Source organism: Novosphingobium marinum (assembly GCF_013408095.1).
Classification (GTDB): domain Bacteria; phylum Pseudomonadota; class Alphaproteobacteria; order Sphingomonadales; family Sphingomonadaceae; genus Novosphingobium; species Novosphingobium marinum.
This window is the reverse complement of the sequence record NZ_JACBZF010000010.1, coordinates 1-13,468: the sequence shown is the minus strand read 5'-3', so window position 1 is coordinate 13,468 and position 13,468 is coordinate 1. Positions and strand designations below refer to the sequence as shown.

At 59.7% G+C, this 13,468-nt stretch carries 9 protein-coding genes; 6 read left to right on the top strand and 3 right to left on the bottom strand.

What is annotated here, in order from left to right; genetic code table 11:
• Positions 1–245: 245 nt before the first annotated feature.
• The 4 genes from FHS75_RS18210 (at position 246) to FHS75_RS16510 (ending at position 7,036) form a co-directional block, all read left to right on the top strand.
• Positions 246–4,460 (top strand): Eco57I restriction-modification methylase domain-containing protein, encoded by a 4,215-nt coding sequence (locus tag FHS75_RS18210; protein WP_138619423.1) that lies wholly within the window; start codon positions 246–248, stop codon positions 4,458–4,460.
• A gap of 203 nt (positions 4,461–4,663) precedes the next feature.
• Positions 4,664–5,407: a DUF4145 domain-containing protein gene (locus tag FHS75_RS16520; RefSeq protein WP_054522875.1), complete on the top strand. Its 744-nt coding sequence runs from the start codon at positions 4,664–4,666 to the stop codon at positions 5,405–5,407.
• Positions 5,408–5,639: 232 nt separating this feature from the next.
• Positions 5,640–6,545, top strand: coding sequence for an alpha/beta fold hydrolase (locus tag FHS75_RS16515; protein WP_054525565.1), 906 nt, complete (start codon positions 5,640–5,642; stop codon positions 6,543–6,545).
• Positions 6,542–7,036: a hotdog fold thioesterase gene (locus tag FHS75_RS16510; RefSeq protein WP_082379178.1), complete on the top strand. Its 495-nt coding sequence runs from the start codon at positions 6,542–6,544 to the stop codon at positions 7,034–7,036. The genes FHS75_RS16515 and FHS75_RS16510 overlap by 4 nt, the downstream gene beginning before the upstream one ends.
• On the opposite strand, the gene FHS75_RS16505 is transcribed toward FHS75_RS16510, so the two are convergent.
• From FHS75_RS16505 to FHS75_RS16495, 3 genes are read right to left on the bottom strand one after another with little or no spacing between them, the layout of a single operon-like run.
• Positions 6,966–8,426, bottom strand: coding sequence for an efflux transporter outer membrane subunit (locus tag FHS75_RS16505; RefSeq protein ID WP_179408771.1), 1,461 nt, complete (start codon positions 8,424–8,426; stop codon positions 6,966–6,968). The two genes, FHS75_RS16510 and FHS75_RS16505, sit on opposite strands and share 71 nt — an antisense overlap.
• A 10-nt stretch (positions 8,427–8,436) precedes the next feature.
• A complete protein-coding gene (locus FHS75_RS16500) occupies positions 8,437–10,008 on the bottom strand; it encodes an MDR family MFS transporter (RefSeq protein ID WP_218845311.1) in 1,572 nt (523 codons plus the stop codon).
• Positions 10,005–11,132, bottom strand: coding sequence for an HlyD family secretion protein (locus FHS75_RS16495; protein WP_054522878.1), 1,128 nt, complete (start codon positions 11,130–11,132; stop codon positions 10,005–10,007). The genes FHS75_RS16500 and FHS75_RS16495 overlap by 4 nt, the downstream gene beginning before the upstream one ends.
• 125 nt (positions 11,133–11,257) lie before the next feature.
• On the opposite strand from FHS75_RS16495, the gene FHS75_RS18290 reads away from it, so the two are divergent.
• Complete coding sequence (locus FHS75_RS18290; RefSeq protein WP_054523095.1) at positions 11,258–11,749, top strand: MarR family winged helix-turn-helix transcriptional regulator; 492 nt, start codon at positions 11,258–11,260, stop codon at positions 11,747–11,749.
• A 4-nt stretch (positions 11,750–11,753) separates the two neighbouring features.
• Positions 11,754–13,340, top strand: coding sequence for an ABC1 kinase family protein (locus FHS75_RS16485; protein WP_054522891.1), 1,587 nt, complete (start codon positions 11,754–11,756; stop codon positions 13,338–13,340).
• Positions 13,341–13,468: the final 128 nt, after the last annotated feature.

The window sequence follows — 13,468 nt, the reverse complement described above, 5'->3', positions numbered from 1 at the left end:
ATCCCGGGTGGCTTGATGAATTCCGTGATCAGCCGGCGAGCGCGGTGCACTGATCGCTAAACGGGTCACCTGGCTACGGTCCGCTTTCGGTCCAAGGCGTGGCATATCCCGCTCGGGCTCCTTTCCTCTGGGCTTCGAGGCAGACCTTGGGCGTGGGACGCGGTCGTTCATTGTGCATGACAATCACAGTTTGGGTGTAAGTCGATGTAAGTTCGGCTACTCCACTCAAGGTATGGAGGGTCTTAGTGTTCCAAGGCGCATTGTTCACTCGTGATTGGCTGAAGCAAGGGGTCACCGAATCCCCTGAGTGGCAGAATCTCGAAATTAGTGAAGTTGAGCAGCTCTACGAAAGCGCCCAGCATTTGCTGCATGAACATTCAGGCCACAAGAAGCCAACCGAAGCAGAAACCGAAGACCAACTTATTTATCCGCTGCTCGAATTGCTGGGCTGGCAACACAAATCCGTTCAACAGAACATGACGACAAAGGGACGCAAGGACGTTCCCGATGCCTTGCTTTTCGCCGATGGCGACGCCGCAGAAAAGGCGAAGACACTCGAGCCATGGCAACGCTTCCGTCATGGCGCTGCTCTTGTCGAAGCGAAGCGCTGGAACCGCCCGCTCGATCGCGAAGGGCAAGGCGACCAGGGTGTTCCGTCGACCCAAATCATGCATTATCTGCGCCGCGCTGCCGTCGTGGCAGATGGAAAGATGCCGTGGGGCATTCTGACTAACGGACGGCACTGGCGGCTCTACTACCAAAACGCTCTTTCTGTCGCTGAGGACTTCTTCGAAATTGACCTGGGCAAGGTCTTTGGTCTGCCCGGATGCGAACCGGATCTACTCGACGAACCGATCGATCCAGATTACGCATTCCGATTGTTCGTGCTGATTTTTGGTCGCGAAGCGTTTCGTCCGAGCGAGCAGGGCCGCAGCTTTCACCTGATCGCGATCGAGGATGCGCGCCGGTGGGAGGAAAGGGTCCGCAAGGATCTGGCAGATACGGTGTTCGAAACCGTCTTTCCCGAACTGATTACTGCCATCTCGTTGGCAGACCCGGATCGCCCCGAGACGCTCGATGATGGCTACGCCGAGCAGGTTCGCCAAGCGGCCATGTTCCTTCTCTATCGTCTATTGTTTGTGCTTTATGCCGAAGATCGGAATCTGCTCCCCGACGAGCGCGGTCCCTACGCGGACTATTGCCTGACCCGTCTTCGAGAGGAGATCAAGGAACGGCATGTGCAAAGGCAAGCACAGCTCGCCCGCAGCACTGCCTACTGGTCGCGCCTCGAGACAATTTTCGGCGCAATTTCCGAAGGCGACGATGATCTTGGCATTCCGCCCTACAACGGCGGCCTGTTCGCAGCGGAAGGCAATTCGCTACTCAGTCGCATCAAGCTGTCGGACGAGACGCTAGCCAAGGCTATATTACCGCTCTCACACCGCGAGGAAGAAGGGCGGCTTCGCTACATCAACTACCGCGACCTTTCGGTTCAGCAGCTCGGCTCGATCTATGAATCGATCCTCGAATACGGTGTCGAGATCGAGGAAACCGGGACCGTCCGACCGCGCTCGGACAACGAGGCACGGCACCGCTCGGGTTCGTATTACACACCAGAACCGCTCGTATCGCTGATCATCGAAAAAACGGTCGGCCCGGTCGTCGAAGAGAAGCGCGAGGCATTCGAAGCCGCTCTAGCAAGCGGCGCAAAGGGTGATGACCTTCGCGCACACGATCCGGCCATGGCACTGCTTTCGCTCCGCATCGTCGACCCCGCAATGGGAAGCGGGCATTTCCTCGTCAGCTTGGTCGATTGGCTTTCGGACAAGGTCTTGACCGCAGTCGGCGATGCCGAAAGCATGGCCGAGGGCGATTATACTTCTCCTCTCGTGAAGCTCATTGCCGAGTTGCGAGAGGGGATCGTCGCCAACGCGCGGGAGCATTACTGGCCGATCGTCGAAGACCAGCTGGATGACCGCCATATCGTGCGCCGCATGGTACTCAAGCGCTGCGTCCACGGGGTCGATCTCAACCCGATGGCCGTGGAGCTCGCCAAGGTCGCGCTCTGGTTGCACAGCTTCACCGTAGGTGCGCCGTTGTCGTTCCTCGACCATCATTTGCGGTGCGGTAACAGCGTGCTTGGCGCGTGGGTGCGCCCGACGATGGACTGGATGCAAGAACGCGGTGCCCTTATTTCCAACCGCCACCTCGCCCCGCTCGCCAACATCGTGCGCGAGATGGAAAAGATCGAAGGGCTGACCGACACCGACATTGCTCAGGTTGACCAGTCGAAAAGCCTCTTCACCACCGTCTCCGAAGCCAGCGCTCCGCTCGAAGCGATCCTCGATCTGGCAAAGGCGGATGATCTGATGGGCGTTCTGGAAACGAATGTCCGCCGACCCCGCGAACCGGCTGATGCCATTCGCAAGGATGGTGACAAACGCCTCGCCGACATGCGCAAGGCGCTGGCCGACAGCACCGACGAAGCAAAGGCGGAAAAGGCGCGGGTCGCGCTCGAAAAGGAATCTGCGAAGATTGACCGCGCGGTCGCCAAGGCGCGCGAAGCCGAACGCAAGTTCGACCGGGCTGAAGCGATGAAGCTGGTCCACGAAGGAACCTTCGGCGATCCCAGCCGGATCGCAAGCGGTGAAATCGAAGTGCTCGCAGCCGACGCGCGAACCGAGCTAAGCTTGGATGCACCAGAGCCGGTCCAAGGCAGTCTGATGCCGAGCCATAGGCCCGATGATCGCCGCCGCGCGCTGGCAGACAGCCTAGTGCGCGAGGCGCGCGCAATCGCGGCTGAACAGCGGTTCTTCCACTGGGAAGTGGCCTTCCCCGGCGTATGGCGCGACTTGTCCTCTTCGGGTCGGTCAGGCGGGTTCGATGCGGTCATTGGCAACCCGCCTTACGTCCGGCAGGAAGAAATCTCCCCGATCAAGCCCGCCCTGTCGAAAGCCTTCGACACCTATGCCGGCACCGCCGATCTCTACGTCTATTTCTACGAACAGGGGACCAAGCTGCTCAGGCCCGGCGGGCGAATGGGCTATGTCGTCACCAACAAGTGGTTGAAGGCTGGCTATGCAGAGAAGCTTCGGCGGATGTTCGCCGAGGATGTGTGGGTCGAATTTCTGGCCGATTTCGGCCACGCGCGCCATTTGTTCCCGGATGCCGACGTCTTTCCATGCGTCATCGCAGTGCAGAAGCCCGATGCAGACGCTGTGCCCGAGCAATACGATCTTGCGGTAATCCCGCGTGACGATGTTCCGCGTGAGGGTCTGTCGGCAGCAGTCCACGCCGCGACCTATCGTGCCGAACGCTCCGACCTGACCGAAGAAGCATGGGTGCTGGAGCCGCCAGACGTAGCCGCCCTGCTCAAGAAGATTCGTGAGCGCGGCGTATCGCTTGAGGAATATGCCGGGGCTAGTCCGCTTTACGGCGTGAAGACGGGCTTCAATGAGGCATTTCTGATCGACACCGCCACACGCGATCAGCTTGTTGGCGATGACCCGAAAGCAGCCGACATCATCAAGCCCTACCTGCGCGGTCAGGACATTGGCCGCTGGCTGCCGGAGTGGAACGGGCTCTGGATGATCTTCGCTCGGCGAGGTATCGACATTGAAGAATATCCGAGCGTACTTCGGCATCTCGAGTCTTTCCGAACACAGCTAGAACCCAAACCAGCTAATTGGCAGCCTCCGAAGAAGGATGCGAAATGGCCAGGTCGGAAGGCCGGAAGTTATCGCTGGTATGAGATTCAGGATGCTGTCGACTACTTTGAGGATTTTGACCGCCCGAAGGTCCTTTTGCGGCGCATCGCTTTCTATGCCCAAGTCTGCACTGACCAAGGCCAATACATGGTCAATGACTCAGCTTTGATACTGCCGACCGTTGATGAATGGATCGTCGCCTGCCTCAACTCACCGATCGGCTGGTATTTCCAATTCAAAAAGTTCCCGCACAAGAAGGATGAGGCGCTCGCTTTTGATATTCCTTATATCCGTGAGTTCCCAATTCCGCAGCTTGAACACGGAAAGCGGGAAGCGTTCCAAGATAATGTTGAGTGCATTAAGACGAACACCGCCATCGTGGAAAAAGCGGATCGAGCCATTGCTGACTGGCTTGGGTTCGAGTTCCCAAGAGTTACTAGCACCGCCCTTTCCGAGGCCAGCAAGCTCGACAGCGACGGCTTTGTCTCAGCGGTCCGCGCCGCCCTGCCCAAACGTGAAGGCTTGACCCCGACCCAACTCCGTCGGCTGCGCGAAGCGTTTGCCGAGACCGCCGAGCCTGCCCGGCAGGCACGGATCGAATTGCTGGCCCATGAGCGCAGCCTCGCTGCCATGGTCGAGCGCGCCTATGGCCTGACCGACGAGGAAGTTGCTCTCATGTGGCGCACGGCCCCGCCCCGCATGCCGCTGGCCCCTCCACCCGGGTTAGATCTAAGCGATGACACTGGTGACTGAACTACTCTAGGTTTTTGCTGTCACTGCTAAAGTCCGCAACCGGCGCACTTCCTGACCTTTCCGCAACCGAACTCCATTGGCTGACTGTGGGCCGGAAGCAGAATGGCGGCTCTAGAGCGGCCAAACCCAAAAAGCGGACTTAGGATGCGCCGACTTACACGCACACTGTTGGAAAAGTTCGTCAGTGCTCGCTATCGGGCTCTATGGCCACGACACCAACAGCAACAAACGCAACGAAGAAGGGGCACTGTCCCACCTGCGATGGCGAGCGCACCTGCGAAATCCACGGCTCGATCTACAAGGCTTGGGACTGGGAGGACAAGCAATATGGCCATTCGGTCAACGGCGGTGTCGACCACTCTCTGCTCGAATGTCAAGGGTGCGAGACGGTCTTCTACGAAACTTCCAGCTGGAACAGCGAAGACACCGATCACTACTACGATGCGGCGGGGCAGGAGCAGTATGAGCATCCGAGGGAGATACAAACTTATCCGAAGCCAGAGGCCAAGACGAAGCCGGTATGGTTCGACGCCATGCAAAAGGCTGACCCCCAGCTGCGCAATATCCTGAGCCAGATGTACGTAGCGCACGACAACCAGGCACACATCCTCACGGCGATAGGACTCAGAACGGCACTGGACCGTGCAACCGAAGTCATCGGCATCGACCCGGCCAAGACATTTGATGAGAAACTGAACGAGCTGCGCAACGGAGGGTGGATCGGGCAAACTGAGCGGGACATCCTCGGCGTTGTTACGGATGCGGGTAATGCGGCTGCGCATCGCGGCTGGGAGCCCGACAGTCAGGAGGTTTCCGAACTGCTCTCATCGCTAGAGGTGTTCCTCCATCGCGCTTTTATCGTCGGCCAGAAGGCATTAGGCATCAAGAAAAGTATTCCCGCAAAACCCGAGCGGCTGCTCGCCGTTGGGAAGAAGACTACTCCCTGACCACAATTGGGGCCGGAAGCGGAAAGGCAGCTTTTATATCTTTGAGCGGATTAAGCGGACAGCGACTGCTGACCGAATCGCAAGCCGGTGCATTAGAGAATGGTCTGGAGAAACCCCTCTTGGAATAGACTTTTGCCGTCGTTAAAACGCACTTGCAGGACAGCCAACACGGAGCCGAGAGCCACAAAGTAAATCGGTTTACTATTTAGCGCGCCTTTCCTACCATCCAGTGATGGCGAGAGAAACCTTTACGATTGAGGGCGCAGGCGCAATTTCTCTTACAGCCGAGGCTGAGGGGGATGCCTACGCCATACCCGTCCTTCTTGCGCACGGCGGCGGGCAGACACGGCGCGCGTGGAGAAGGGTGGTCAGCGAGCTGGCTCAAGCCGGCTTTCGCGCAATCGCCTTCGACATGCGCGGTCACGGAGACAGCGATTGGTCGCCATGCGGAGCTTATGAAATGCGCGACTTCGCGGCGGATCTGGTCGCTGCAGCGTCGCGCCTGGACCAGAAGCCAGCGCTGGTCGGCGCTTCACTGGGCGGGCTCGCCGGACTGATTGCCGCAGGGGAGCTTGCTCCAGGTAGCTTTGCTTCACTCACATTGGTCGACATTGCCCCGCGCATGGAGCCTAGCGGTGTGATGCGCGTGGTTGGTTTCATGGAAGAGCATGTCGATAGCGGCTTCGCCTCACCAGAGGAGGCGGCCGACGTGATCGCTCGCTACATGCCGCATCGTCCCAGGCGGGGCGCGAGCGATGGTCTGAAAAACTATCTGAGGCAGAAGCCGGATGGGCGCTTCTATTGGCACTGGGACCCTGTGTTTATCCGTAATATAATGTCAGCCAGACAAGGCGACCCAGACAGCCAAGAACGTCAATCGGCAATGCTGAGCCAAGCTGCGGCGAATCTCACGCTTCCGCTTCACCTCATCCGAGGCGGCTCTAGCGATCTTGTTTCCGAAGAGGCCGTTTTGCATCTGCGACAACTCGTCCCCCATGCAGAATACACCGATATTGCCGATGCCACGCACATGGTCGTGGGCGATGCGAACGATGCCTTTTCCGCCGCTATCGTCGATTTCCTAGGGCGCCATCACTCTCGCGATACGGCTCAGCCACAGGGGACGAGGGAGCTATGATCGATCGAGAGCGCTTGCAGGAAATGCTGCATATAGCGCCGTTTCACCGATGGCTTGGGCTGGAGATTGCAACATGCTCCGACCAGGGAATCGCGATCACCATGCCATGGCGCGAAGAGATCGTGTCGAACCCTATGATTGGGTCGGCGCATGGAGGGATCCTGGCTTCACTGGTCGACCTCACCGGGCTTTATACTCTGCTTGCGGCGGGCGTCGCGGCGAGAGCGACGGCCGATCTGCATGTCAATTACCACCGTTCTGCAACCTCAGGACCTCTCACTGCTCACGGACAGATCGTGAAGCTCGGGCGACAGATTTCGGTGGCGGAAACCCGGGTTCTCGAGCCCGACGGCAAGTTGGTCGCCAGCGGCAGGGGCGCCTACTTCTCGTCAACCGGATCAATTGATCAGCGCGGCGGGACTATTGATCTCGAACAGGCTCTTGCCACCCAAGGCCCAGCGACTTCTGCAGCGCAATCCACGCCAGCGTAAGGGCGCCTTTTGCCCGGACGAGGTCTGCTGAGGCCTGCTGCTGTTCTCGCAGGGCCCGGTTGAGGTCAGCCTTCGAGATCGCTCCTGCAGCAAAACGTTGGCGGTTCAGGTCCGCCGCGACGTCAGCCTGCTTCTTGATTTGCATACTGGCAGCGAGCGCAACACGCTGCTGGCCGAAGCGAGCCAAGGCACGTTCGGCGTCTTGCAGTGCCAGAAGCACCGTCTGCTGGTAATTGGCGACTGCTTCGTTGCGCGCCGCCCCGGTTTGGTCGATCGCAGCGTCTACCCTGCCGAAATCCAGAAAATTCCACTGGAGGCGCGGGATCGCGAGTGCGGAGAATTCGCCGACATCGACAACGTCGTCCAACGAGGATCCGCCGAGGCCCAGGATCCCTGTGAAGGACAATTTCGGGAACCGCGCCGCCTCGGCCACCCCGATCCGCGCCGTCGACGCGGCAAGAGACCGTTCGGCCGCCCTTATGTCAGGCCGACGCGCCACCAGGCTTGCCGGATCGCCAATCGCGACCTGCTCTGGCGGCATGGGAATGGAGCGCACAGTCGTGAGCGCTGCATCAGCTGATCCCGGCACCTGTCCGGTCAGTATAGCGAGCGCATCAGACAGGACTGCGATATCCGCTTCAGCTTCGGCAAGTTGTGACTTGAGCACCTCCAGTTCGGCATTCGCGGTGCCTACCGGGAAAAGCGGCAATGCACCGCGCTGATAGCGTTGGTATGTCAGCGCCAGGATCTCTTCCTGCAACGAAATCTGCGCCTCAAATTGCTCTGCGCGGAATTGGGCCTCCCGCAAATTGACGTAGGTGCTGGCCACTTGGGCACTCAACTGGACCTTAGCGTCCTCTGCATTGGCCACCGTTGCAGCAGCTTGGGCATTGCTGGCCTCAATGCGCCTGCGCGAGCCACCGGCAAACTCCAGCTCCCAGTTGGCGTTAAGGCCCACATTGTAAAAGCTGAGCGAGTCATCGGTTTCTGCGTCGGAATTGGTTTGCTCTGACGGGGGGGGCGCCCCGCCTTGAAGGTCGAGACCAGGAAGCCGGCCCTGCACGGTGGTGGCCTGTGCCCCAAGCGATGGCATTCGACCCGCACGGTCTTGCCTGATGGATGCCCGTGCCTGAGCAATGCGCGCCTGCGCTGCGGCGAGCGAGGGATTGCCGGACAGCGCAGCCTCCACCAGCCGCGTCAACTCGGGATCGCCGAGCAGCAGCCACCATCGAGCGACAACCGGATCAGATGCGCTCACATCACTGCCAGCGCGCACAAAGCGAGTGCCCGTGTCTGCTGACATAACTTCCGGGGGGCCTGCATAATCGGGCCCTGCCGTGCATCCAGCTAGCAAGGCGATAGTGACAAGCGGAGGTAGCAAGTGGCGCATCGTGTAGGGCTCAGTGCATCGAAAGGGAGACATTTTTTGGAAGCGGCCTCAGGAAGAGGACCAGCGGAACCGTCGCGAGGGTCAGAATCCCCATAACCAGGAACACATCATTGTAGGTCATTATGAACGCCTCGCGTTGGAGGGTGCGGCTCAGGACGGCCATCGCCCCCTCCATGCCGCCGAAGTTTCGCGCCAGCCCTTCGAGATAGGCCTGTAGCGAAACGCTGTTCGCATTCAGGGTCTCTTCCATCCGCCGGCTATGATGCCAGATCCGCTGGTCCTGGAACGATGCCAGAGCCGAAAGAGCGAAAGAGCCACCGAGATTGCGGGCCGCGTTGAAAATGCCCGAGGCATCGCCCGCGTCTTCCTTGGCCACCGACGCAACCGTTGCCTGATTCAGGAACATCATCGCAAGTATCGTTCCGGCCCCGCGGATAAGCTGACTTTCAGTGAAGACTGCGCCGCCGGATTCCGCGGTCAGACTCGTGCTGACAAAGCAGCTGATCGCCATCAGCAGCATTCCGGTGCCGACGGCAATGCGGATGTCCACCTTGCGGATCATCAGGGGCAGAACCGGCATCAGGAGAAAGGCCGGGACACCCATCCAGAAGATGACCAGTCCCGTCTGAAAAGCATTATAGTCAGAGATGATCGCGAGGAACTGGGGGATAACGTAGGTTGAACCATACATCACCATGCCCAGGGCGAGAGCCATGATCGCGACGCTGGCGAACTGTCGATTGAACAGGAGCTGCAACTTCAAGACCGGCTTGCGTGCTTTCACTTGTCCGTAAATCAAACAGGCAAAGCCGATAATGGTCACCACCGTTAGCCAGCGAATGAGTGAGGACTCGAACCATTCTTCACGGTGCCCTTCCTCGAGTACAACAGTCAGACCGCCCAGTCCGAGGATCAGCCCGAGAATGCCAGCCCAATCGGCGTCCGTGAGATATTCCCACTTGGGCTTCTCGTGAGGCAGCCCGATAAACAGCAGGAGCAGCAGGATTGCGCAGACTGGCACATTGACGAAAAAGGCATAGTGCCAGCTCAGGTTCTCGGTCAGCCAGCCGCCGATCAATGGCCCCATCACGGGGCCAAGAACCACAGTCATGCCGAACAGGGCCATTCCGATGGGCTGTTGGTGCGGCGGCAATCGTTTAGCCACAATAGTCATTGCGGTCGGAATGAGGACTCCGCCCATGAAGCCCTGGCCCGTTCGGCCGATGATCATGGTCGTAAGGTCGGTGGCTACACCGCATAGCACCGAAAATGCGGTGAACGCGCTGACAGCGATGATGAGGAGGGTTCGCAGACCGAACAGCCGTTCCAGCCAAGCGCTCAGCGGAATGACGACGATTTCAGCAACGAGAAATGACGTAGCAATCCAGGTGCCTTCGGCGCCTGTGGCACCGATCTCGCCCTGAATGACGGGGAGTGCGGAATTGACGATTGATATGTCCAGCGTCGCGAGCATGGCGCCGAGCGCGCCCGCGGCCACAGCGACCCAGGCAGTCACGTCTGCGTTCTTTCGGCTCCCGGCCGGCCCGATCGAAGTGTCCTGCGCTGCCAGTATCTCGGTCATTGAGTCCGACTCGAGATCTCTTCCAATTCGCCGGCAGCATTCCGGGTGTCGACCGTAGCCACTACCGACATGCCGGGAACGAGCAGACGCCGCACTTCAGGGGGAGCATCGATAGCGATGCGGACGGGTATCCGTTGAACGATCTTGGTAAAGTTGCCGGTGGCATTTTCGGGGGGGAGGATGGAAAATTCCGCGCCCGTTCCCGGCGATATGCTGACCACTCGTCCCGCGATCTCAAGGCCTGGCAGGGCGTCAACTTCGAGCCTGACGCTCTGGCCGGCCCGGATGAGGCCGACCTGCGTTTCTTTGAAGTTCGCGGTCACGTAGATCGCGCTCACCGGAACCACCGTCATCAAACGTTGACCCGGTTGCACGAACTGGCCCACCCTCACCGAGAGATCGCCGACGCGGCCGGCCTTGCTGGCGCGCAGCAAGGTCGATTCAACCGTAAGGTCGGCTGTTTCCAGCTGAGCGCGGGCAGCGTCCGCCTGCGCCTGGGTCTGGCTGATCTGCTCGAACAGGGTCCCCCGGCGAGCGGTCGCGGCAGCCACCGCCGCCTGCGCAGCGGCGAGTTCGGCCCGCGCCTGCCGCGCCTGCGCCTCATACTGGTCTAGCTTTTCCCGCGGTTCGGCTCCTGTCGCGGCAAGGGGCCGATATCGCGCCACCTGGTCGTTCGCGAGGTCCAGTGCTGCGCGCGCGGCGGCGAGTTGGGCCCGCGCCTGGCGAATGGCTGCATCCTGTTCGGCTACCTGAGAACGGATTGTGTCGGCACCGGCCAGGGTCGCAGCGATCTGCGCGCGCGCCTGTTGCGCTTGCGCCTGATAATCCCGCAAATCCAGTTGTACGAGGGCTCCGCCGCGAGCAACCTGCTCGTTCTCCCCCACGAAGACCTCTTCGACGTATCCCGCTACCTTGGAAGAGATAACGACGCTGTCGGCAGCGACATAGGCGTTATCGGTCGACTGCATGTACTGTCCGTAGGTTACGTGCCGGTAGTACCACCAGATCCCGCCAAGCAGCACGGCAAGACCAACGATGATTAGCACGATGCGCAAGCCACGCCGCGATTGCGGTTTCGTTGGGGTTGTGCCCTCCTGCTCCGGTTGGTTGGAGTTATCGGTCATCTGACTCTTTCGGCAGCCTCAGTAAAAGGTGAACGCGTCTCGCGCCCTATGAGCCGTGAGTCAAATAGTAAAGGCATTTAGCAGTTTGCATTTGGGCATCCGAGGCTATCCGACTACACAGCGCTATGGATGAAAAACCAGATACCATGTCACGGTCTCAGCGTCGGCAGAAGGTCATCACCGATAATGACCGCATTCTCTATCTTATGGACGAGATCAGTCGCGGCGCGCGCAGAGTGTACGATGCGAGGGTCGCCAGGATCGGTCTCAATCAGACACAGTGGAGGATCATCGGACAACTTCTTCGCGATCCTGCCCTTACGCAGGCTGAAATCGCCAAGAAACTGGAACTGGAATCGGCGACCATCGGCCAGGCGGTTGCAGGTCTTTGCGCACGCGGGCTGATGAAAAGGCTTCGAGCTGAGACGGATCGGCGAGCGTGGCAGCTCATCCTCACGGAGCAGCTTGACGATCTGCTGCCCGAACTGAGAGGCTCCGCGGATAGGCTTCATGATCTGCTTTGGCGCGACATTGCCGCCGACGAGAAGCGAACGCTGCAGCAGATTCTTGAAAGGGTATCGGAAAATCTGGACCAACACCGTGCCGAGGCTGAATAAAATCATGGCATCGCCCCCGGAAAAGCCTATCGGCAGCATCGCTCGCGCCGCGGAGATTGGCCGAATCCTAATGAGGCACGGAGCGAAGAATCTCGCCGGAGCCCTCGGGTTTATTCCCTCTTCGAACAATGTCATCGACCCTCGCGAATTTCGCCCGGCCGCAGTTGTCGCGTTCCTCCGTGACATCGGGCCAGTCGGCATAAAACTGGGGCAGCTCCTCGCCACCCGAAGCGATCTGTTCACCGAACACTGGATCACGGCATTCTCAACCCTGCACGATCAGGTGTCGCCAGTGCGCTTCGCAGATATCGAGCCCGTACTTGCTTCAAGCTGGGGTGAGGACTGGCGGAACGACTTTGCGCAGTTCGACGAAAAGCCTTTGGCGTCCGCCTCGATTGCACAGACCTATTCCGCCGAGCTAAGGGACGGTAGCAAGGTCATCGTGAAGGTTCGACGCCCGGGCACCGCCGCGCGGATGGAAGCCGATGTGCGTCTGCTTGTGCGTCTTGCCGAGATCGCAGAAGCACGCTCTCCTGACATCGCGCGTTACCGGCCAGTCGAGTTTCTGCGGACCTTCGGCCGCAATCTTGCCTGGGAGATGGACCTCGCTGCGGAATCCCGAGCCTGCGAGCGGATCGGCGCATATCTCGATACCATCGGCGTCAGGACCCCGGCCATCCATTGGGAACTGACCGGGCTGCGGGTGAACGTTCAGGAACGCCTGTACGGCAGGCCCGCGTCTTCGCTGGGCAGCCCATCGGGCGACCCGCGGGTGGCGGCTTTCGCTAAAAGCTATGCCAACGCTGTCCTGCGGATGATCATCCTGAACGGCGAATTTCACGGCGACCCCCATCCGGGTAACGTCTTCCTGATCGGCGAGCAGGATGTCGGCTTCATCGACTTCGGATCAGTCGGGACGCTCACCAAGGCCAGGCGCGACGAGATCGTCCGCCTCGTGCTTGCGATTGCTGGTGAGAAAACCAGCGATGTCGCGAATGTCCTGCTCGCATGGGCGGGGGAGCCGAAGGTGGATCGCGATGCGCTCGCGGTGGATCTGGATCAGTTGATCGGAGAGTTCAGGGGAACCGTGCTATCTGGCATCGAGTTCTCGCAGATTTTTTCCCGCGTTTTCGACCTGTTGCGGGATTATCGACTGGTTCTGCCACCTGATCTGGCCATTCTTCTGCGTACCTTGCTTACGGCAGAGGGTGTCGTCCGATCACTGGCACCCGACTATAACATTGCCGAGGACACCCGGCCGATCATGACGGAGCTTTTCGCCGAGCGGTTCTCGCTCGCTAGCGCTCGGTCGGGTTTGAAGAAACTTCGCGGTCAGCTGCTGGGGTTGTCGGCGTCCTTGCCCGACATACTTGCCACTGCGAACTCGATCGCAAAGTCAGGATATGTGCCGGTTCAGCTCGATCCGCTCAGTATCGAGCAACTCGCAGGACTTCGCAATGAGCGTCAGTCCTTGAAAGGCCCTCTAGCTGCCGCATTGATCGTGGCTAGCGCATTGCTTGTCGATCAATCCTGGCTTCTGGCTGGCGGCGCGCTTGTGATTGCTGGGGTGGTGCTCATCCGAAAATCATAATGAAGGAGCAACTTAATTCGTGCACGGTCACGTGTAAGCGTGGCGTGAAGACCGCAGGTCAGGCTGCTTGGGCGATTGGAGCCGTTTCTGAAGACTTCCAGTTCCATGGCATGAGCTCGTCCCAGCGC